This window comes from Neorhizobium sp. USDA 3394, from assembly GCF_056280385.1.
In genome coordinates, this window is sequence record NZ_JBWCDU010000001.1 from 2,544,388 (window position 1) to 2,564,839 (window position 20,452).

Sequence of the window (20,452 nt, forward strand, 5' to 3'; positions counted from 1 at the left end):
GGCGTTATCCTTCAGGAGAGGAGCTGTTTCAGGTCAGCGGCAGGATCCGCGAGGACGTCGCGGTTCGGTTGGATGCCGGTATCGAGCAGCTTCTTGCCGCTTACATAGGCCTTCGCGTCGTTGATCGCGTCGACGGCGATGAACCGGCCCTCGCGGAAATACCAGATCGACAGGCTGCCCTCGCGGGCGCCCTTGCGCACCAGCGTCTCGTCATACCCCATGTTGAAGCCGGCGATCTGCAGCTTCACGTCGTACTGGTCGGACCAGAACCACGGCTTTGCGTCGTAGGGCGCGGAGCCGCCGGCAAGGATCGCTGCGGCGGCTTCCGCCTGGTCGACAGCGTTCTGTACCGATTCGAGACGGATGCGCTCGCCCTTCCAGGGCAGCATGGCGCAGTCGCCCATGGCGAAGATCGACGGATCGGAGGTGCGGACGAATTCATCGACGATGACGCCATTGCCGACTTCGAGGCCGCATTGCTGCGCCAGATCGTCGTTCGGCTTCACACCTATGCCGACGATGACGAAATCGACGTCGATCGTGCTGCCGTCGGAAAGCTCGGCGGCGCGCACGTGATTCCCTTCCGGGCCGCTTCCGCCGATCAGGCGGTGCAGGCCGGTCTTTTCGCGGATGACCACCCCATGGCTGTCGTGGATGGCGCGCATCACGTCGGCGGTCTCTTTGGCCGCGACCCGCTGGAGGATGCGGTCGGCCATTTCGATCAGCGTCACTTCGAGGCCGAGATGGCGGGCGACAGCGGCGGCTTCGAGGCCGATATAACCGCCCCCTATAATAAGGAGCCGGCGGCCCGGCTTCATTTCGCCGGCGAGCAGGTCTGCGTCGCGCTTGTCGCGCACCGTGAAGACGCCATCGAGATCGCCGCCGACGCTTGGCGGCAGCGTGCGCGGCGTCGAGCCGGTGGCGAGCGCCAGGGTGTCGTATTCAAGCACGGCACCGTCCTGCATACGGACCGACTTTGCCTTGCGGTCGATCTCCTCGACATAGGTGGAGAGCAGAAGCTCGACATCGTGTTCGGCAAACCAGCTTTCGGGCCGGAAGGTCAGCCGGTCGAATTCCATCTCTCCGAGCAGATATTTCTTGGAGAGCGGCGGGCGCTGGTAGGGGATCACGTCTTCCGAACCGATGATCGTGATCGGCCGCGCATCCTTCAGGGCCCGGAGTTTTGCAGCAAGCGCGAAACCCGCCTGGCCCGCGCCAATTATCACCAACCTGCCCGTCACGTCCCACTCCCCACACTGATCATGGTTTTCGTTGAGATAGCACCATTAATCCGATCGAAAGGGGTATCCCCGCGACACCGGTCCGTCAACAACGCGACATCGGCGATTACACGCTTTGAGTTCGCAGCTGTTCCATACGGAAGGAAAAACCGCTTCACCAGCGACCAGATGCCGGATTTTTCGGCGATTTTCCGCCTATCCGATCGCATTTTATCAATCCGTTTCAGAATGTGTCAGCGGACGAGGAATATAGTCACATCGTACGAATGAAACGGGAGGGTGTCATGCCCTTGACTATGGACCAGGACACCAGAAAAAACGGCCCCCGCGACCAGGCCTTCGAGAAGTTCGCGATCGACCGTCCCGGCAAGGTCATACTTGTCGGTCATCATCTCAGCACCAAAACGAGCTTCCGCTGCCTGATCCGCAGCATCTCGCTCTACGGTGCGGAAATCGAGGTCGGTCCGACCCTGCCGATGCCCAACAACTTCTTCCTCGAAATCCTCGGCATCCAGGACGACATCGGATGCACCGTGATCCGCCGCGAGGAAGAGAAGGTCACCGTCGGCTTCAACATGCTGATCGACGCCGAGTTTCTGCATCACGTGATCCGGCTGAGTTTCGAGACGAGTCATTGACCGGCAGATAGTCTCGCGGCCGGAGGGCTTTTTCCTCCCGCCGCTTCCGGCCACCGCTCGCCAGCCGCGACAGAATCGGCACGGCCCACAAAAGCCCGCGCCATTCGGCAGCCTCGAGGGGATCGGCCATCGGGTGGCGCGGCCCGGTCAGGCCGCACCCGTGCTTTCCCTTGTTCAGCGGTTCCCAAAGTTTCACCCAGTTGAGAAGCATGGCAGTCACTCCATCTATGATGCGATGCCATCGAGCTAGGGATTTGCCGCGGGCCTTGTAGACGCGCCGGCGAAAGCCGCTTTTCATCCATGAACGATGGGACGATCACCGGTGAAACGATAGGGTGCCTCACATGACGGATGCGGGCTGGGACGATCTCAAACTGTTCCTGCATGTGGCGAGCGAAGGGGGCCTGAGCAGCGCCGCCGCCCGCACGGGCCTCAGCGCCCCGACGATCGGCCGGCGGATGCTGGCGCTGGAGCGGGCAACCGGCCGGACCCTGTTCGTGCGCAGCCACCAGGGCTACCGGCTGGCGCCGGACGGCGAAACGCTGCTCGAACATGTCCGCGCCATGCAGAAGACGGCCGACAGCATCGCCGGCTGGAAGTCGCAGGCCTTTGCCATGCCGATCGTTTCGATCGGCGCCGACGCCTGGCTTTCCGGTTTCGTCAGCGACCATATGTCAGAGATTCGAGGCAAGGAGGACCGGTTCCGACTCTGCTGCAAATCGCTGCACAAGGGGGTAGATTTCACCTATCGCGAAACGGATGTCGGCATCGTCGGTCGAAGGCCTGAATCCGGCAATGTGGCGACCCGTCGCTCGGTTACTGTCGCACACTGTATATATAGAGAGGATAGGCTTGCCGAAGACGAGGCCGTGCCGTGGATTTCGATCGGCACCGAAAGCTCCCATTCGCCGGCCGATAAATGGGTGTTTCAGCATCACGAGGCTGATATCCGCACCTGGACCAATTCTCCGGAACTGCTGCTGCGGCTGATTGCAAGCGGCAATGGGCGCGGCGTGCTGCCGTGCTTCATCGGCGACTCCGTTCCCGGCCTGGTGCGCGAGGGCGGCGTCATCGCGGAGCTTACCTATACGATGTGGATCGTCGCCAACGACGACGACCGGCACCGGCCGGAGGTACGTCAGGTCATCGAAAGGCTCGACGCGCTTTTCAAACGGGAGGCGAAAAGATTTAGCGGCGATCAAGCCTAATCGAGCCCAAGCAGACTTGCATGCCGGTGAATCGATCCTATTGTGTGCCGGTTTTAGAGAACCGGAACTGAAGCCCATGCCTGTATTCTCGCGCTTTACACCGCTGATCAGCGCCCTTCCCGCCACCGTGCCCTTCGTCGGACCCGAGGCCATCGAGCGCAATCGCGGTCTCATGGTGAAGGCTCGCATCGGCGCCAATGAAAACGGCTTCGGCCCTGCACCTTCCGTCATCGAAGCGATCGGCGCTGCGGCGGCGAGCACCTGGAAATACGCGGATCCGGAAAATTTCGAGCTGAAGCAGGCGCTCGCCGCGCATCTGGGCTGTCAGGTTGACAATATCGCCGTCGGCGAAGGCATAGACAGCCTGCTGGGGCTGATCGTGCGGATGGTGATCGAGCCGGGCATGCCGGTCGTCACCTCGTTCGGCGCCTATCCGACGTTCAACTTCCATGTGGCTGGCCATGGCGGCCGGCTGGTGACTGTGCCTTACGTCGAGGACCGCGAAAACCTCGACGGGCTGTTGGAAGCCGTCCGCCGCGAAAACGCGCCGCTGGTCTATTTCGCCAATCCGGACAACCCGATGGGAAGCTGGTGGGACGCCGACAGCATCGTTACGTTTGCGAAGGCGCTGCCGGAAACCTGCCTGATGATCCTCGACGAGGCCTATTGCGAGACCGGCCCGGCCGGCGCGACGCCCGATATCGCCGCCCTGATCGACCGGCCGAACATCATTCGCACCCGGACCTTCTCGAAGGCCTACGGCATGGCCGGCTCGCGGGTGGGTTATGCGATATCGACACCCGGAACGGCCGAGGCCTTCGACAAGATCCGCAATCATTTCGGCATGAACCGGATCGGCGTCGCCTCGGCACTCGCGGCGCTGAAGGACCAGGCCTACCTCACCAAGGTGATCGGGCAGATCAAGGCCTCGCGGGACCGGATCGCGGCCATCGCTGAAACCAACGGCCTGAAACCGCTGCCGTCTGCCACCAACTTCGTGGCGATCGATTGCGGTCGCGACGGCGCCTATGCGCGCTCGATCGTCGATGGGCTGATGGAGCACGGGGTTTTCATCCGCATGCCGGGTGTCGCGCAGCTCAACCGCTGCATCCGCGTCAGCACAGGCCCGGAATCGGACATGGCGCTGTTTGAAGAAGCGCTGCCGAAGGTGCTGAAGAGCCTCTAGGCTATACGGAAAACGACCGCGCCGGCCTTGTTCCTGCCGGTCGCGGTCTCAATTTCAGGCGGTCGCCCCCGTCCAGACCCGACCGTCCTGTCTCCCGACCCCCTCTTGGGTGCTGTCTTTTGGATTGTTCTCCCGCCGGCCCTCTTGCGGGGCCGGTCAATTCGTCGACCACGGCGCTCCCTGAAGGCGCTCAGTGCATGGTCATCCATTCGCGAGCGGCGCGGAGTGCTGCGGCCAGCTGCATCTTGCTCATCGTCTGCGCAAGGTCGGCGCGCAACTCGGCGGCGCGGTCGGAGCCCTTGATCGCGGCGATGTTGAGCCATTTGTGAGCGGAAACGAGATCGACGTCGCAACCACGGCCAGTCGCATACATCAGGCCCATTTCGCAGAAAGTGTCGGCGCGGGTTTCGCCACCCATGGTGGCCATTCCGGAATTGTTCATTTCAAAGCGTGCCATCGGTTTGATCCCTGTTAAAGCCTGTTGTTCGTCGTCTGCCCTGTTTCCTGCCCTTTCGGGCTCCGTCCGGATCACCGTCTTCAAGCGGCTGTTTCGATCCTTCCGGCCGGCGGTTTTTCCCGCTCGTTTGATGACTTCACTATGCGCCCAACCTTCCAAAAGACGCCTAAAAAGCATGATTAATTCAACGAAAACAAAGATAAAACACTTCGTAAACTTGAGCTTTTGTTAAACATGGGATGCCTTGCATTTTAAGGATTTTGCGGAGATTTTTACGAAAAGTTTAGAAAAGGATTTAAACCGAACGCTAACTACGAATACGGTTCGGTTCGGCGAACCCGCCCCCGGGCTGTGGAAAACCCCGGCCCTTCAGCCGCTGAAATTCCGCCCATATCCAGCCGGATCCATATTTACCTTTACGTGTGCGTAAGATAAATTTCGGCGCAAGTTCGTACAGAGGAGTGCGAACTGGAGGAAACCACGCTGTCTGTCTGCTCACGAAGAGCCCAGCGGCGGAAGCGAAGGAGGAGAACAATCATGATGCGCAGACTGATGCTTGTTGCAGTGCTGGCACTTGCCGCGACCGGAGCCCGAGCCGCAGAGCCGATCGAAGGCAATTGGAAGACCGCCAGCGGCGAGACCGCGGTCATCGGCAAATGCGGCACCGCCTATTGCGTGACGCTGAAGACCGGCAAACATTCGGGCAAGCAGATCGGCAAGCTCTCCGGCAAGGACGGCGAATATAGCGGCGAGATTACCGACCCCGCCGAGGACAAGACCTATAGCGGGTCCGGTTCGGTGAACGGCAATTCGCTCAAGATGAAAGGCTGCGTTCTCGCCATCCTTTGCAAGTCGCAGACGTGGACGCGCCTCTAAGCCGGTCGCCCAAATATCATCGCTATATAAGAAGTGCAGAGATGGTCGCGCCGGCAACGGCACGGCCATTTTTCGTTTCCGACCGTCAAGGGTGCCCGAATATTTTGCTGCGTCGCATCAAGAAAAGGCAATGTGATCACGGAAACGGCATCGATTTTGGGTGTAAAAAATCGCAAAATTCTAATGTCACAGTTTTGTGAAAAGCTTGAATACCCCTTGCACACAATTTATGCCGCAAAAAAGCCACGGAAAAGACACGATTCGCAGAAAAGCACACGCAGTCGGTGTAAATTCTTTCGGAGTCGAACATCTAACTGATTTCATTGAATAATTATCTTAATAAATGGTAACTTAATCGATTTATCCATGGCAGTTGTCGCAAAATTGTCGCGACATACACTTTTCGCGTGCAATTTTCCCGGGCGGCTTTCGTTGTCAACATTTCATTGACAGCAGTCGCCGAAATAGGGGGCTTTCGGATCGAACCGATCGGTCCGATATCAGCATCGCAAACAGAAATTCACTCCGGTTCGAACCCAAGACCGAACCGAACATAACCCAAGGATAAAGACAATGACCAAGATCACTTCCGCTATCGCCGCAGCCCTGATCGCTTCGGCCTCGTTCGCTTCCGCCGCTCTTGCCGAAGGCGACTATTATGAAGGCGCCTCCAAGGCTTCCGCTACTGTCGACCACGTTCAGACCGGCAGCATTGCGCAAGATCAACAGAACCAGATCCAGGCAGACGTCAACAGCGGTGACTATTTCGACGGTGCAAACCGCCCGAACTAATCGCAGCTCATTCAAGATACCGAAACAACCATCCGCAGGCCTGGTCGCAAACTGAAAGCCGCGGAACACTCTGAAGGGACTACCACCATGACCAAGATCACTTCCGCCATCGCCGCAGCCCTTATCGCTTCGGCTTCCTTCGCCACCGCCGCTCTTGCTGAAGGCAACTACTACGAAGGCGTCACCCCGCCGTCGGCTGGCCAGCAGCACCCGGCAGCACATCAGAAGGTCCAGGGTTCGGCCAGCTACGGCTACACCGGCTCGGTCTCCAATGCCCAGGGTTCGAACCAGTCCTTCGACGGTACCGTCACCCTGGACCGTGGCGACTATTACGAAGGCGCAGTTCGTCCGAACTAATCGCCTCCTATCCAAGACACCGAAACAATCTCCGCAGGCCAGGTCGCAAACTGAAAGCCGCGGGCAACTCTGAAGGAACTATTCCCATGACCAAGATCACTTCCGCTATCGCCGCAGCCCTGATCGCTTCGGCTTCGTTCGCTTCCGTCGCACTCGCCGAAGGCGACTATTACGAAGGCGCCTCCAAGGCTTCCGCTACCGTCGACCACGTTCAGACCGGCAGCATCGCCAAGGACCAGCAGAACGCCAACCAGATCCCTGCTCCGATCGGCCGCGGCGACTATTATGAAGGCGCAAACCGCCCGAACTAATCGCAGTTCATTGAATACATCGAAACAATTTCCGCAGGCCAGGTCGCAAACTCAAGAGCCGCGGAACACTCTGAAAGGACTACCACAATGACCAGGATCACTTCCGCTATCGCCGCAGCCTTCATCGCTTCGGCTTCGTTCGCCACCGCAGCTCTCGCCGATGAAGGCGACTATTACGAAGGCGCACAGCCCACCCAGCAGACCCAGTCCGTCCATGGCGCCCGCGTCGACAGCTTCGGTTATACCGGCTCTATCGCCCGCGCCAAGGGTTCCGCCCAGTCGAACCAGTGGTTCGACGGCACGGTCACTCTGAACCGTGGCGACTATTACGAAGGCGCAGTTCGTCCGAACTAACCGCCTCCCATTCAAAGACACCGAACATATGTCCGCAGGCCGGGTCGCAAACTCACTGCCGCGGGCAACTCTGAAAGGCATATGACAATGACAAAGATGACTTCCGCCCTCGCCGCAGCCCTGATCGCTTCGGTTTCCTTCGCCGGTGCAGCACTTGCCGAAGGCGACTATTACCAGGGTGCCCAGAAGACTGGACCTGCCACATCCATCGATCGCCTGAACACCGGCAGCATTGATCGTCAGGACGGCAAGCTTCCGTTCAACAATGGCGGTGGCCGCGATAACCGCACCTCCGATCTGGACAGCGGCGACTACTACAGCGGCGTCAACCGCCCGAACTAACTCTGAAGTTCGTTCGCCATCGATAGCCGCACAGAGCCTGGCCCGTTGCGGGATCAAAAGACGGAAAACATACGGGAAAAATGAAATACCAGCCGCGCAAGCGGCTGGTATTCGCAGTTCATTCAAGACACCGATTGGAAAGACGGGTCGCAATCGTCCTTCCGGTGCGTGATGGCCGGACTCTGAAACCAGCCATCGAGTTCAAGATTAAGTGAAGCTTTTCCACGAATCAATCACGTTGATGCTCTTCTTCGTGAGATTTCCTGCATTTGGCACTACGCCGCCGGTTTCCCGCACTATTGCAGGCCTTTTTGCCGCTCAGAAAAACCGCTAGTTGGCAGCTCCGCTCCATTTCTATTGGAACGATCCTCCCTTCCAGGGATTTGTACCTCGCACGGAGCGATGTCCTATCGCTTCGCAACATAAGAACAGATGGAAAGGACAGGAAAATGAAAGCCTATCTGACTTCCGGGATTGCTGCTGTTATCATTTCGGCTGGTTTCGCCGGTGCAGCCGCGGCACAAAACGCGGTCTATTCGGACCCGAGCGGTCTGCCCCACTCGCCGCCGACCATCCAGCAGGATCGCGGCCAGGATCGTGGCCAGGGCGTGGACACCATGTCGACCGGCAGCATCTATCCGAGCACCGGCTACATGTACAACAACGCGAGCGGCAACGCCGATCTCGATGGTGGACAGGACGAAGGCGACTACTACGACGGTACGTTGCGTCCGCACAACTAAGCAGTTGCTTCAAGATACCGCATCTCGCGCAGGTCGCAACCGATGCGCGGGATGACGACCTCTCCACCAACAGAACCTATTCGAAGCCGGCCTTGTGGCCGGCTTTTTTCATGACCGCAGTGCTCCGCAAGGGTTTGCCGCCGCCTCGGCAACGGGGTGCCCCGCGAATGTTGCCGCCGTCGGAGTCATAGACGCTTCGTCGTGCCTTCCGGCCTTTCGGGTTAACCATTCTGAACGCCGGATGAAACCCTCTCTCAGGACGTATTCAGCCCCGCGCCTTTATTCTGCCGTCATTGGCTTTGGGGAGAGAACCGTGACCGTCCTTGCACGCCGCCTGACAATCGTAGCGCTGATCATGACCATTTTCGCATTCACCTTTGCCGCACTCGTCGCCGCTCCGGCGCGCAACGATCTGCGCGTGCATCTCGGCACCGCGGTGCCCTGCTATCACCCCGCCACGCCGAACTGCGTCGCGGCGCTTTGAAAAAGTTCGGGTGATGACCCGGTGGGAGCCTTTCAACGTCGTTTGATTGTTATTGAGTTCCCTCTATAATAGCGCATGAACACACGAATCTTTTCCTTGACCCCGCTTTCCTTCATCAGCCCGAGCCCGGTAGAGCCGCGCGCCTTCGACAATCCGGTCGAGGCGGTAGATGCCCTGACCGAACTCTACGAACGCAATACGAAATTCCTGATCGATGCGTTCGGGGCGCTTGCCGATGGTGCTGCCGTGACCGGCCGCTACCGTGCCTGCTACCCGCAGGTCAGCATCGAGACGACCTCCTTCGGCCACGCCGACTCGCGCCTCTCCTATGGCCACGTCTCGTCGCCCGGCGTCTATACGACGACGATCACCCGCCCGAAGCTGTTCCGGCATTACCTCAAGGAACAGCTCGGCCTCCTGATGCGCAACCACAGCGTTCCGGTGACGATTTCGGAATCGACGACACCGATCCCATTGCATTTTGCCTTCAGCGAAGGCGCCCATGTGGAAGCATCGGCGACCAGTTCGCTCGCCGACATCTCCTTGCGAGACCTGTTCGACACGCCGGATCTCAACAATACCGACGACCTGATCGCCAACGGCGAATACGACCAGGTGCCCGGCGAGCCGGCGCCGCTTGCGCCGTTCACCGCCCAGCGCATCGACTACTCGCTCGCCCGCCTCAGCCACTATACGGCGACCAGCGCCGATCACTTCCAGAACTTCGTGCTGTTCACGAACTACCAGTTCTATATCGACGAATTCGCGGCCTGGGCCCGCGAGATGATGGCGCGCGGCGGTGACGGCTATACGGCCTTCGTCGAGCCCGGTAATATCGTCACGCTTGCAGGCACCGACAGGCCGGAAACCGACGCGGTCGTCCGCCTGCCGCAGATGCCGGCCTATCACCTCAAGAAGAAGGGCCATGCGGGCATTACCCTCGTCAACATCGGCGTCGGGCCCTCGAACGCCAAGACGATCACCGACCACATCGCCGTGCTGCGCCCGCATGCCTGGTTGATGGTCGGCCACTGCGCCGGCCTCCGCAACAGCCAGCGCCTCGGCGACTATGTACTGGCACACGCCTATGTACGCGAGGACCACGTGCTCGACGACGACCTGCCGGTGTGGATCCCGATCCCCGCGCTTGCCGAAGTGCAGCAGGCGCTGGAAAGCGCCGTCGAGGAGGTCACCGGCTACCAGGGCTTCGAGCTCAAGCGGATCATGCGCACCGGCACGGTCGCGACGATCGACAACCGCAACTGGGAACTGCGCGACCAGCGCGGGCCGGTGAAGCGCCTCTCCCAATCAAGGGCAATCGCCCTCGACATGGAATCGGCGACGATCGCCGCCAACGGCTTCCGCTTCCGCGTGCCCTACGGAACGCTGCTCTGCGTCTCCGACCGGCCGCTGCACGGAGAACTGAAACTGCCCGGCATGGCGACCGCCTTCTACCGCACCCAGGTCAGCCAACACCTGCAGATCGGCATCCGCGCCGTGCAGAAACTCGCGGCCATGCCGACCGAGACACTGCATTCGCGCAAGCTGAGAAGCTTTTATGAGACGGCGTTTCAGTGATGTTGTAAGGCTAGCCACCTTGGTGTATGTTTTTCCGAATTCATACACACGAGGTGGCTATGCGCACCAATATCGAACTTGATGACGAACTGATCACCGAAGCAATGGAACTGACTGGCCTGCCGACAAAGAAGGCGACGGTAGAGCAGGCATTGAGAGATCTGGTCCGTATTCGCCGGCAGATGCGCGCGGTCGATAACCTCGAAGGCATCGGCTGGGATGGCGATCTCGATGAAATGCGGAACGATTCGGCAAGGTTTGCCGACTGGGGCCTGAAGGGTAGCGGATGATCGTCGCGGACAGTTCCGTTTGGATTTCGCTATTTCGAAAAGATGATGTCGACGTCGCAGATAGGTTGCGTTCTTTCATACCCCAGGGCGTTGTTCTTGTCGGCGATATCATCATGCTCGAAGTACTTCAGGGTGCTCGCGATTCCCAGCAAGCCCGCTGGATCGAACAGAACTTCCGCGACTTTCCCGTCGCACAGATGCTGTCTCCGTCACTCGCAATAAAAGCGGCAGCCAATTACCGTACTCTTCGGGATCGAGGCGTCACGGTCCGGAAGACGATAGATATGATTATCGGTACTTATTGCATCGAACATCGCCACAGCCTCTTGCAGAGAGACAAGGACTACCTGCCGATGGTCGAACATCTCGGCCTGCAGATTGCCTGATCACTCGACCTTTGTCGGCCTCGCCACCAGCAATGACAGCGCCGTCCCCACCAATGACGAGACGATCACCAGAAGATGCGTATTGACGGCCGCCTGGCCGAGTTCTTCCAGGGGCAGCCCGGCGGTGCCGGCACCGAAGGCGATGGCGCCGGCGGTGATGCCGGCGGGATAGGTGCCGACGCCGGCGGGGGCGTGGACCGGCAGGACGGAGGAGAGCTCGCCGCCGAGGGCGCCGCCGAAGCTCGCGGCGATCGAGAGGTCACCCAAAAGGCCGAGGACCCAGGCGAGGACGGCGATCTTGGTGAACCAGTTGATCAGCGTCGCGCCCCAGGCGCGGGCGAAGGCTTTCGCATCGAGCGGCAGGCCGGCCTCGACCTCGTCGAGCAGTCTTTTCGCCTTGTTCGGCAGAGCCTTGGCCGCAAGGCGGAAGGCCTGGCCGCGCAGCGCGAAGGCGATCGCCGGCAGGATGAGGAAGGCGAGCCAGAGCGCCCAGGCCCAGAGCTTTCCCGTCTGCAGCGCCAGGCCCGTGCCGGCAGCGGCGAGCAGCGCGTGCAGGTCGAAGAGCCGCATGACCAACAGCGCAGCGGTGCTGCGCGCAACGCCCAGGCCGAACTCGCGCTTCATCAGCAGCGGAAAGCTCGCTTCGCCGGTGCGGAAGGGCAGCATGATGTTGAGGAGATTGTGCACCTGGACGAGCCTCAGCAGCGAGCCGAAACGGCCGCCGGTCTCGGCCGGGAAATAATCGTATATGCGCCAGGTGCGCAGAACGTAGGTGCCGAGCAGCAGCGCCAGCGCCAGCGCCGCCGAGCCCCAGCCTGCGCCGTTCCAAAGGGATACGACGCTCTGCCAGCCCCAGACCCATTGAATGAAGGCGGCATAGACGAGGATGATCGCCACCGTTGCAAGCGTCATCGCGTGGCGAATTATCCACGCCCGGCGGCTGGCAACCGGAGAATTCTTCATATAGTAGGGTGCCCCATGTGAAATTTCGGGTTTCGGCCATTATCGGAAGGCCTTTCAAGCCCGTGGTTTAGGAGAAACGCAAGGTGCGTACAACAGCAGAGTCGGTGACGGGCCTCATCGAGACGGCCGAGCCGATCGAACTGTCCCTCGTCGTGCCCCTCTTCAACGAAGAAGAAAGCGTGCGCCCGCTGATCGAACGGATCTGCGCGGCAATGGACGGTTACGCCACGACCTGGGAACTCATTCTCGTCGACGACGGCAGCACCGATGCGACGATCGCCAATGCCCGCGAGGCGCTGAACCGCCCCGGTCTCGACCTGAAGATCGTGGCGCTGCAGCGCAACTTCGGCCAGACCGCCGCCATGCAGGCCGGCATCAACCAGGCGGAAGGCCGGCTGATTGCCACGCTCGACGGCGACCTGCAGAACGACCCTAAGGACATTCCCAGCATGGTAGCCGAGCTGGAGCGGCGCGAGCTGGACCTCTTGGTCGGCTGGCGCAAGAACCGCCAGGACGGGCTGCTGCTGCGCAAGATCCCATCCTTCATCGCCAACCGGCTGATCGGCCGCATCACCGGCGTGCGGCTGCACGATTATGGCTGCTCGCTGAAGATCTATCGCGGCTCCGTCATCAGGCAGGTCAAGCTGATGGGCGAGATGCACCGCTTCATTCCGGCCTGGGTCGCGGGCGTGGTGCCGAGCTCGCGGATCGGCGAGATGCCGGTGACCCACCATGCGCGCCAGCACGGTGTTTCCAAATACGGCATTTCCCGCACCTTCCGGGTTATCCTCGATCTGCTGTCGGTGATGTTCTTCATGCGCTTCAAGGCGCGGCCGGGGCATTTCTTCGGCTCGCTCGGCCTTGGGCTGGGGGCGCTGTCGGCGATCATTCTCTTTTACCTGTTCATCGACAAGTTCGTGATGGGCAACGACATCGGCACGCGACCGCTGTTCCTCATCGGCGTCATGCTGTTCCTGTCAGCGGTGCAGATGATCACCACCGGCATTCTCGCCGAAATGATCGCCCGCACCTATTATCGCGACGATAACTCGCTCAGCTACATCGTCAGGGAAGTCTATGAGGGCGATGCGGCGCATCAGTGACGCGCTTGCCCGCCGTCCCGATCTCATCCTCTGGCTGATCGCTGCATATTATGTGCTCGCGGTCATCCTTCGGGTGCTGCGCTCGGAGGCGCTCGAAAGCGACGAAGCGGAACAGCTCTACCAGTCGCAGTTCCTGCTGATGGGCTACGGCCGGCAGCCGCCGTTCTACAACTGGCTGCAATACGGCGTCGTTCACCTGATCGGCCCGTCGGTCCTTGCGATCTCGCTGGTCAAGAACCTGCTGCTTTTCCTCACCTGCGCGGTCTATGGGCTCGCGGCTCGGGTGTTGCTGAAGGACCCGCGGCTCGTCGCCATCGCCATGATCGGCGTGATCGCCATGCCGGCGGTCAGCGTCATGGCGCAGCGGGACCTGACGCACGCGATCGCCACGCTGTTTGCCGTCGCGCTGTTCTTTTACGGTTTCCTCAGGACGCTGACGCGGCCGAGCCTGTGGACGTATCTGCTGACCGGCATTGCGGTCGGGTTCGGGCTGATCGCCAAGTATAATTTCGTCATCGTGCCGGTCGCGGCGATCCTCGCCGTCCTGCCGGAACCGGAGATGCGCAAGCGCATTCTCGACTGGCGGCTGGTCCCGGCGCTTGCCGTCACGGCGGTGATTTGCCTGCCGCACGGCCTTTGGGTGCTCGGAAACCTGGGCGAAGCAACCGCCGGGACGATCAAGGCGATGCGCGAGGACGCGTCCGGCAACCCCATTCTCGACCGGCTGTCCGGTATCGGCACGCTTCTGGCGGCGGTATTGACCGGCGGGCTGCCGGTGCTCGCCTTTTTCCTGATCGCCTTCCGGCGGCCGCTCATCGATACCTGGCAGGCGACGAACCAATGGACGCGGGTGATCGGCCGGACGCTGGTCATCTGCCTGATCGCCGTCGGGCTGATCGGGCTCGGTTTCGGCGCCACCAGCATCAGCGAAAAATGGCTGTCGCCCTTCCTGGTTTTGCTGCCGCTCTATCTCTGCCTGAGGCTCGAGGCTGCCAATGCGGATACAAGCCGCAGCATCCCGCGGCTGCTGTTTCCAGTGGCGGTGCTGGCGCTCGGCTTCGTCGTCTATATCGCGGCCGGCAATGTCATCGGCCCGATGTTCGGCGATTATACCAAGGAAAACCTGCCGTCCGGGCCGTTCATCGAACAGGTGGTGGCGGAGCATGGCGGTGCCAAGCCGGCCTATGTGATCACCGACGATCCCTATCTTGCCGGAAGCGCCCGGCTGGAACTGCCGCAAGCGCGCGTGCTGCTGCAGAGTTTCGGGCAGACGCCGCCACTCGGCGAGGCGGAGAGAAAACAGCCGGGGCTGATCGTCTGGCAGGGCGGCGGTGAAACACTCGACGCTCTCAAGCCCTATCTGCGGGCGAACGGGGTGGCCACGGAAGGATTGGTGCCTGCGACCAAGGCCGTGCCCTATCTCTTCTCGGGTGGACGGGACAGCGTCACGTTCGGTCATGCGTGGGTGGAACCGGGCAGGTAGAGACCGGCAGGCTCCCTCTTCCCCGCAAGGGGGGAGATTGACTCGCGGCGGCGGCTCAGTCCCTTACTGTATCCCGCAGATGATCCAGGGCCGCCCGCAGCTTTTCGATCACCTCGTCCACTTCCGAACGGCTGATGGTCAGCGCCGGCGAGGCGAGCATGCGGTCGCCGGTGGCGCGCAGGATCAGGCCGTTCTCGACGCAGTGATTGCGCACCAGCGTGCCGATATCGTCGGGCTTTGCATAACGCCGGCGGGTGGATTTATCCGCTGCAAGCTGCAGGCCGCCGATCAGGCCGACGCTTTCGGCCTGGCCGACCACCGCGTGATCCTCGAGGCTCTTCCAGGCGGCGGCGAAATAGGGGCCGATATCGTCGCGGACACGCTCGACGAGCCCCTCCTCCTCGATGATGCGGATGTTTTCCAAGGCCGCAGCAGCCGCAACCGGGTGACCGGAATAGGTGAAGCCGTGGTAGAAATCGCCTAACTCCTCGACCATTACGTCGGCGACACGGTCGCTGACCAGCACGCCGCCGATCGGCAGGTAGCCGGAGGACAGGCCCTTGGCGATCGGCGCGAGATCCGGCTCGAAACCGTAATATTGATGGCCGAACCAGGTGCCGAGGCGGCCGAAGCCGCAGATCACCTCATCGGCGACAAGCAGGATATTGCGGGCCTTGCAGATGCGGGCGATCTCCGGCCAGTAGGTTTCCGGCGGGATGATGACCCCGCCCGCCCCCTGGATCGGTTCGGCGACGAAGGCGGCGACGCGGTCCTCGCCGAGTTCGTCGATCTTGGCTTCCAGCTCACGGGCGACCTTGAGGCCGAATTCGGCAGGCGAAAGGTCCCCGCCCTCGGCATACCAATAGGGCTGGCCGATGTGGTGGATGCCCTCGATCGGCAGGTTGCCCTGTTCGTGCATCAGCTTCATGCCGCCGAGCGAGGCGCCGGCGACGGTCGACCCGTGATAGGCGTTCCTGCGGGCGATAACCAAGGTCTTTTCCGGCCTGCCCAAGGCCTTCCAGTAGACCCGCGCCATGCGGAACCAGGTATCGGTCGCCTCCGAGCCGGAATTGGTGAAGAAGACGCGCTTCAGCTTTTCGCCCGTGTGCGAGGCGATCTTCTGGGCGAGTAGCGCCGCCGGGGCCGTCGTGGTGCCGAAGAAGGTGTTGTAGTAGGGCAGTTCCTGCATCTGGGCATAGGCGGCATCTGCGATCGACTTGCGGCCGTAACCGACATTGACGCACCAGAGGCCGGCAAAGGCATCGAGATATTTCTTGCCCGTCGAATCGTAGATATGGACGCCTTCCGCGCGCTGGATGACCCGAGCACCCTTGGCGTTCAACTGCTTCATGTCCGAGAACGGGTGCAGGTGATGGGCGGCATCGATGGCGGCGAGATTGGAAAGCGGCGGCATATCGGTCATGGCTGTCTCTCTGCCTCAGATTGTGCCGTCAATTCTTATCGGTTACGAACAGAGTTCCGCAACTCCCGTCAAAAGACATTCCTCATGGCTTCAGATTCTGCATCGCCCCGCATCGAAATCCTGCTCGTCGGCATGAACGGCGACCTGCGCGGCAAACAGATTCCGCTCACGGCGGAAAAGAAGGTCTGGGACGGCACGGTGCGCCTCCCCTCCTCCACCCAGTCGCTCGATATCTGGGGCTACGACAATGACGAGATCACCGGGCTTTCCATGACGATCGGCGATCCCGACGGCCTGTGTATTCCCGACAAGCGTAGCCTTGCGCCGATGCCGTGGGCGCCGGAAGGGTCGAAGCAGGTTCTCTCGACCATGCACGAATTCGACGGCACGCCTTCCTTCATGGATCCCCGCGCCATTCTCGCTGCCCTTCTCAAGCGCTTCGACGAACGCGGCCTGACGCCGGTCGTGGCGACGGAACTCGAATTCTACGTGATCGAGGACGACTGGCGCGAGACGGGCAGGCCGCGCCCGCCGGCCAGCCTCATGTATCGCGGCGAGCCGAACGGCTTCCAGCTCTACGACATGAGGGCCGTCGATGCGCTCGACGACTATCTGCAGACGGTGCGGGCCTGGGCGAAGGCGCAAGACCTGCCGGCCGATGCGACGACCGCCGAATTCGGCCCTGGCCAATTCGAGATCAACCTTCTGCACCGCGCCGATGCGCTGGCGGCCGCCGACGACTGCATCTACCTGAAGCGCATCGCCGAGCAGGCAGCCAGGAAGCATGGCCTCAAATCCACCTGCATGGCAAAACCCTATGCGGACCATGCGGGCTCCGGCCTGCATGTGCATGCGAGCATCATCGACCGAGACGGCAACAATGTGCTGGATGCCAAGGGCGGCGATCCGGTGCGGCTGAAATCCGTCTGCGCCGGCATGCTAGACACGATGCGCGATGCGCAGCTGATCTTCGCGCCATTTGCCAATTCCTACCGCCGATTCCAGCCGGGTTCCTTCGCGCCGGTCGATATCGACTGGGGCTACGGTCATCGGGGGACTGCGGTGCGCATTCCGGATGCCCAGGGGCCTGCCGCCCGCATCGAGCACCGCGTCGCCGGCGCCGACGTCAATCCGTATCTGCTGCTGACCGCCATCCTCGGCGGCATGCTTTTAGGATTGGACGAGACGCTCGATCCGGGCCCTGCAACCGAACCCGGCAAGGAACCTGCGGCCGGCACGAAAAAGCTGACGCACGATTTCCTGACGGCGGTCGAGGAGTTTTCCGCCTCGCCCTTCATCGCCGACGTTTTTGGGGCGCGCTATCAGAAGCTCTATGGCGATACGAAGCGCAAGGAGGCGATCACCTACCTGCGCACGGTCTCGGATTTCGACTACCAGACCTATCTGCCGCGGATTTAGGATGTAGGCCTATGCCTTTTTCATCCATGGGGCGTAGAGAATGTCTTTGACATCAATAAACATGTAGACATCGCCCGGTTTGAAACCGAATGCCTGACTCCAGGCGGCAGTATAGGAACCGAGTTCCGCGTTGAGCTCACCTAGGGCCGTCCCGTCCCCGGTCTTGGCGGCGTTGATCTCCTCCTGCTCCAAAGCTTCCATCAGGTCGCTATAGGTGCTATTCCCCTCGCTGTCGGGAATGAAGACGATGATGCCGCTCTTGTCCTCGAACCTTACCGAAAGCTCGATCTCGTCCTCGGTGAAACGCTCACGGTTCTTGACGATCATCTGGGAAGCACGATGGCGAACAGATTCTCGCGTGTGATGGCGCCGTCGTAGGCCTCCTGCTGCTGCTTCACCAGCTGCATGAATTGCCACCCGTTTTCGGAGATCAGCTGCTTCAGCGTCTGCTTGACGGTCAGATCGGTGACCTTGAACTGATCCGAGTCGATGAACTCCATCGCCTCGACGGCCAGCTCGCCCTTGGCGTCCAGTTCCATGAAGGCGGCGCTCACCGCGAAGGCGGCCTTCAGTGTCTCCTTGGCCGGCTCGCCGGTAATGCCGTTTGCCAGCTTGACGAGATCGGCCTTCTGTTCCTCGGTCTTGTCTTCGGCAGTTTCTGCAGGCTGGGCGTTCGCCTGCTGAAGGATCAGCAGAGCCCCAGGTTGAACAGCGGAGATGGAAGTCATGCCGGCCCTCGTTCGCGGCGCACCTCCCTTGATGGGCATTGCCGCGATTTGTCGGGCGCTTCATGGCCAGACCAACCAATGATTCTATCAATGGTTGAAAACCTAGTGATCCCCACTTAACGAGATATGAACAGGCAGATGCAAGAGGTTGCATTGCTGGCCCCGAACTCGCCCGGATGCCGCGATCTGCGGCAGCGGGAACAGGCAGCGGCCGCACACGATCGATGTTTAAGCGAATGTTTCAATCTATCTTAAATTCATGAGGCCTAAGGAAGGTGGATATTTGAAGTCTTGCGGCACATTCGATGCGTATTGTTATCGCCAAGTCACTCATTACCGGACTTTTGTCCCTACTCGCTTCTCTGGCCCTGTCGTTTGCCTTCGTTCCTATGCTGGGCGGGGAGGTTGCCGGTGCCGGCCTGGTGATGACCATCGTTTGCCCGCTGGCGATCTCCATTCCCGCCTCGGCCGTGCTTTACAGCCAGTCGGAACGGATCCGGCGGGCGGAATCCATGGCCTCCGACGCACTCACGAAACTGGCAGCCGCCTACGAGGAGCTTCACCGGCAGTCCCGCCTGGACGGCTTGACCGGACTGTTGAACCGCAGCACCTTCATGGAGGAACTGCAGACTTTCAGCCGGGAAGGCATAACGGGAGCCCTTATCTTCCTGGATCTGGACCATTTCAAATCGATCAACGATCGTTACGGTCATGCGACCGGCGACGAGGTCCTTCGCCGCACCGGGCAGATCCTCGCCACGTATCGCGGGGAATTCAACATTGCGGGCCGCCTTGGTGGTGAAGAATTCGCTCTCTTTCAAGGTGGCCTGAGCGTCGACAAGATGTTGAAGTGGTGCGAGGATATCCGAGAACTGATCGAAGGCCTGGATGTGCGCCCCGGCTCACGATCGAGTGTGCCGGTATCGGCCAGCATAGGAGTTATCCACTGCGCTGCGGGCTTCGATCCTCATGAATGCCTCAGAGCCGCCGACGTCAATCTCTACGAAGCGAAATCGCTCGGGCGAAATCGGGTCGTTTCATCCATCTGAAGAGGCGGCGTAACGGTTCGGATACCACCGCGAACTTGCTCAGATCCCGCTGCCGTCCCGTTCCTGTGCCACGCGCTCCTGCGGCTGGTTGACCAGCACGGTCAGCTCGCCCGCATGGATCTTCAGGAGCACGTCGCGATCCATCGGCAGCAGTTCCCCGTCGATAACGCAGCGGATATCGTGGCGCTCGCGGGGGAAATGCAGTTCCAGTTCGGTCGCCGTCATCGCCGTGACGGCGGCGTTCTCCTTCAGCCGGCCGCGCATGATATCGAAGGTCAGCCGCGCCACGCCCGCGGGCGTCAGCGGATCGGCGACATAGAAGCCGAGATGGCCGCCGGTCAGGCTGTCGGCGAACATCAGCGGATCGCGGCCGAACTCGTTGTTGGATACGGAAATCGCCGAGACCTTGCGGTGCCCGATCTTGCCTCCGGCGCTGAACTCCACCTCGAATTCCGGCGGATTGAACATGACGCCGATCGCCGCCCGCGTGCTCGCGCGTATCTTGCCGAGCCGCGAGGCGAAGGTCATGGAATTGCGGTAGCGCACCATGCGCGCATGCAATCCGGCGGAAAACTGGTGCACGAAACTCTTGCCGTTGGCGCTGGCGATATCGATCTTTTCAGGTGTCGCATCTGCCAGCGCATCCAGCACCTGCCAGATATCGAGCGGCAGTCTCAGCGAGCGGGCGAAAAGGTTCATGGTGCCGGCCGGCACGACGCCGAGCGTCAGGCCGCTTTTCCAGGCTATACCCGCGGCCGCGGAGATCGTTCCGTCCCCGCCACCGGCGATAAGCCCTTCGACGCCGGTCGTCGCGGCCGCCTTTTCCATGGTCGAAACCACGTCCTTGCCGGACACCACATGGCATTCGATCTCGTGACCGGCCGCCTTGAACGTCTCGGCTGCTCGAGCGCAATAGGCGTCCATGTCGGTGGTTCGGAAGGTACCGCCATCGCGGTTGAAGACGGCAAAAAGGTTCATTTGATCTCGCTTGCAGAGGAGCGGATTTGGCGCGGGACAACGGCCCATCAGAGAAATGGTTGC

Annotated in this window: 25 protein-coding genes; 18 read left to right on the plus strand and 7 right to left on the minus strand. The window is 61.0% G+C overall.

Annotated elements, in window-relative coordinates; translation table 11 throughout:
• Positions 1-11: 11 nt before the first annotated feature.
• Positions 12-1,241, minus strand: coding sequence for an NAD(P)/FAD-dependent oxidoreductase (locus tag ACZ9EJ_RS12310; protein WP_046641480.1), 1,230 nt, complete (start codon positions 1,239-1,241; stop codon positions 12-14).
• Between the two features lie 284 nt (positions 1,242-1,525).
• Between ACZ9EJ_RS12310 and ACZ9EJ_RS12315 the strand changes: the two genes are divergently transcribed.
• The 3 genes from ACZ9EJ_RS12315 to ACZ9EJ_RS12325 all read left to right on the plus strand — a co-directional run bounded on the left by ACZ9EJ_RS12315 (position 1,526) and on the right by ACZ9EJ_RS12325 (position 4,273).
• Positions 1,526-1,879, plus strand: a complete 354-nt coding sequence (locus ACZ9EJ_RS12315; RefSeq protein WP_080954079.1) for a PilZ domain-containing protein — start codon at positions 1,526-1,528, stop codon at positions 1,877-1,879.
• A 344-nt stretch (positions 1,880-2,223) separates the two neighbouring features.
• Complete coding sequence (locus ACZ9EJ_RS12320; RefSeq protein WP_046641481.1) at positions 2,224-3,087, plus strand: LysR family transcriptional regulator; 864 nt, start codon at positions 2,224-2,226, stop codon at positions 3,085-3,087.
• A 76-nt stretch (positions 3,088-3,163) separates the two neighbouring features.
• On the plus strand, positions 3,164-4,273 hold the full coding sequence (locus tag ACZ9EJ_RS12325) for a pyridoxal phosphate-dependent aminotransferase (protein WP_046641482.1): 1,110 nt from the start codon (positions 3,164-3,166) through the stop codon (positions 4,271-4,273).
• Positions 4,274-4,463: 190 nt separating this feature from the next.
• Here ACZ9EJ_RS12325 and ACZ9EJ_RS12330 read toward each other — a convergent pair whose 3' ends face one another.
• The gene (locus ACZ9EJ_RS12330; protein WP_007758903.1) at positions 4,464-4,730 is read right to left on the minus strand and encodes a sel1 repeat family protein; all 267 of its coding nucleotides are present in this window, start codon (positions 4,728-4,730) and stop codon (positions 4,464-4,466) included.
• A 537-nt stretch (positions 4,731-5,267) separates the two neighbouring features.
• On the opposite strand from ACZ9EJ_RS12330, the gene ACZ9EJ_RS12335 reads away from it, so the two are divergent.
• The 11 genes from ACZ9EJ_RS12335 (at position 5,268) to vapC (ending at position 11,243) form a co-directional block, all read left to right on the plus strand.
• The gene (locus ACZ9EJ_RS12335; RefSeq protein WP_046629900.1) at positions 5,268-5,606 is read left to right on the plus strand and encodes a DUF2147 domain-containing protein; all 339 of its coding nucleotides are present in this window, start codon (positions 5,268-5,270) and stop codon (positions 5,604-5,606) included.
• A gap of 573 nt (positions 5,607-6,179) precedes the next feature.
• On the plus strand, positions 6,180-6,398 hold the full coding sequence (locus ACZ9EJ_RS12340) for a hypothetical protein (protein ID WP_046629899.1): 219 nt from the start codon (positions 6,180-6,182) through the stop codon (positions 6,396-6,398).
• Positions 6,399-6,485: 87 nt separating this feature from the next.
• A complete protein-coding gene (locus ACZ9EJ_RS12345; protein WP_046641483.1) occupies positions 6,486-6,755 on the plus strand; it encodes a hypothetical protein in 270 nt (89 codons plus the stop codon).
• 86 nt (positions 6,756-6,841) lie between these two features.
• On the plus strand, positions 6,842-7,066 hold the full coding sequence (locus ACZ9EJ_RS12350; RefSeq protein ID WP_046629897.1) for a hypothetical protein: 225 nt from the start codon (positions 6,842-6,844) through the stop codon (positions 7,064-7,066).
• An 87-nt stretch (positions 7,067-7,153) separates the two neighbouring features.
• Positions 7,154-7,420, plus strand: coding sequence for a hypothetical protein (locus ACZ9EJ_RS12355; RefSeq protein ID WP_046641484.1), 267 nt, complete (start codon positions 7,154-7,156; stop codon positions 7,418-7,420).
• Between the two features lie 87 nt (positions 7,421-7,507).
• Positions 7,508-7,762: a hypothetical protein gene (locus ACZ9EJ_RS12360; protein WP_080955804.1), complete on the plus strand. Its 255-nt coding sequence runs from the start codon at positions 7,508-7,510 to the stop codon at positions 7,760-7,762.
• Positions 7,763-8,211: 449 nt separating this feature from the next.
• The gene (locus ACZ9EJ_RS12365) at positions 8,212-8,505 is read left to right on the plus strand and encodes a hypothetical protein (protein WP_046629894.1); all 294 of its coding nucleotides are present in this window, start codon (positions 8,212-8,214) and stop codon (positions 8,503-8,505) included.
• A gap of 313 nt (positions 8,506-8,818) precedes the next feature.
• Positions 8,819-8,989 carry a hypothetical protein gene (locus ACZ9EJ_RS12370; RefSeq protein WP_251090831.1) on the plus strand — a complete coding sequence of 57 codons (171 nt, stop codon included), beginning with the start codon at positions 8,819-8,821 and terminating at the stop codon, positions 8,987-8,989.
• Between the two features lie 75 nt (positions 8,990-9,064).
• Positions 9,065-10,567, plus strand: coding sequence for an AMP nucleosidase (gene amn / locus ACZ9EJ_RS12375; RefSeq protein WP_046629893.1), 1,503 nt, complete (start codon positions 9,065-9,067; stop codon positions 10,565-10,567).
• 59 nt (positions 10,568-10,626) lie between these two features.
• Positions 10,627-10,857, plus strand: a complete 231-nt coding sequence (locus tag ACZ9EJ_RS12380; protein ID WP_046629892.1) for a type II toxin-antitoxin system VapB family antitoxin — start codon at positions 10,627-10,629, stop codon at positions 10,855-10,857.
• Positions 10,854-11,243, plus strand: coding sequence for a type II toxin-antitoxin system VapC family toxin (gene vapC / locus ACZ9EJ_RS12385; RefSeq protein WP_046629891.1), 390 nt, complete (start codon positions 10,854-10,856; stop codon positions 11,241-11,243). The genes ACZ9EJ_RS12380 and vapC overlap by 4 nt, the downstream gene beginning before the upstream one ends.
• On the opposite strand, the gene ACZ9EJ_RS12390 is transcribed toward vapC, so the two are convergent.
• Entirely contained in the window at positions 11,244-12,206 is a 963-nt protein-coding gene (locus ACZ9EJ_RS12390) for a lysylphosphatidylglycerol synthase transmembrane domain-containing protein (RefSeq protein ID WP_046641486.1), read from the minus strand.
• A gap of 83 nt (positions 12,207-12,289) precedes the next feature.
• On the opposite strand from ACZ9EJ_RS12390, the gene ACZ9EJ_RS12395 reads away from it, so the two are divergent.
• Positions 12,290-13,309 carry a glycosyltransferase family 2 protein gene (locus tag ACZ9EJ_RS12395; protein WP_046629889.1) on the plus strand — a complete coding sequence of 340 codons (1,020 nt, stop codon included), beginning with the start codon at positions 12,290-12,292 and terminating at the stop codon, positions 13,307-13,309.
• On the plus strand, positions 13,293-14,792 hold the full coding sequence (locus ACZ9EJ_RS12400; RefSeq protein WP_052764654.1) for an ArnT family glycosyltransferase: 1,500 nt from the start codon (positions 13,293-13,295) through the stop codon (positions 14,790-14,792). Before ACZ9EJ_RS12395 ends, ACZ9EJ_RS12400 begins: the two co-directional genes overlap by 17 nt.
• Before the next feature lie 55 nt (positions 14,793-14,847).
• Here ACZ9EJ_RS12400 and ACZ9EJ_RS12405 read toward each other — a convergent pair whose 3' ends face one another.
• Positions 14,848-16,215 (minus strand): aspartate aminotransferase family protein, encoded by a 1,368-nt coding sequence (locus tag ACZ9EJ_RS12405; protein ID WP_046641487.1) that lies wholly within the window; start codon positions 16,213-16,215, stop codon positions 14,848-14,850.
• 84 nt (positions 16,216-16,299) lie between these two features.
• Between ACZ9EJ_RS12405 and ACZ9EJ_RS12410 the strand changes: the two genes are divergently transcribed.
• Positions 16,300-17,634: a glutamine synthetase family protein gene (locus tag ACZ9EJ_RS12410; protein ID WP_046641488.1), complete on the plus strand. Its 1,335-nt coding sequence runs from the start codon at positions 16,300-16,302 to the stop codon at positions 17,632-17,634.
• A gap of 9 nt (positions 17,635-17,643) precedes the next feature.
• Here ACZ9EJ_RS12410 and ACZ9EJ_RS12415 read toward each other — a convergent pair whose 3' ends face one another.
• Both ACZ9EJ_RS12415 and ACZ9EJ_RS12420 read right to left on the minus strand, forming a co-directional pair.
• Positions 17,644-17,961, minus strand: coding sequence for a hypothetical protein (locus tag ACZ9EJ_RS12415; RefSeq protein ID WP_046641489.1), 318 nt, complete (start codon positions 17,959-17,961; stop codon positions 17,644-17,646).
• A complete protein-coding gene (locus ACZ9EJ_RS12420; RefSeq protein WP_251090832.1) occupies positions 17,958-18,362 on the minus strand; it encodes a hypothetical protein in 405 nt (134 codons plus the stop codon). The genes ACZ9EJ_RS12415 and ACZ9EJ_RS12420 overlap by 4 nt, the downstream gene beginning before the upstream one ends.
• Positions 18,363-18,667: 305 nt before the next feature.
• Between ACZ9EJ_RS12420 and ACZ9EJ_RS12425 the strand changes: the two genes are divergently transcribed.
• Positions 18,668-19,411 (plus strand): GGDEF domain-containing protein, encoded by a 744-nt coding sequence (locus ACZ9EJ_RS12425; RefSeq protein ID WP_046641491.1) that lies wholly within the window; start codon positions 18,668-18,670, stop codon positions 19,409-19,411.
• A gap of 39 nt (positions 19,412-19,450) precedes the next feature.
• Here the strand turns inward: ACZ9EJ_RS12425 and ACZ9EJ_RS12430 are convergent, their stop codons facing one another.
• Positions 19,451-20,389, minus strand: coding sequence for a diacylglycerol/lipid kinase family protein (locus tag ACZ9EJ_RS12430; protein WP_046641492.1), 939 nt, complete (start codon positions 20,387-20,389; stop codon positions 19,451-19,453).
• Between the last annotated feature and the right edge of the window lie 63 nt (positions 20,390-20,452).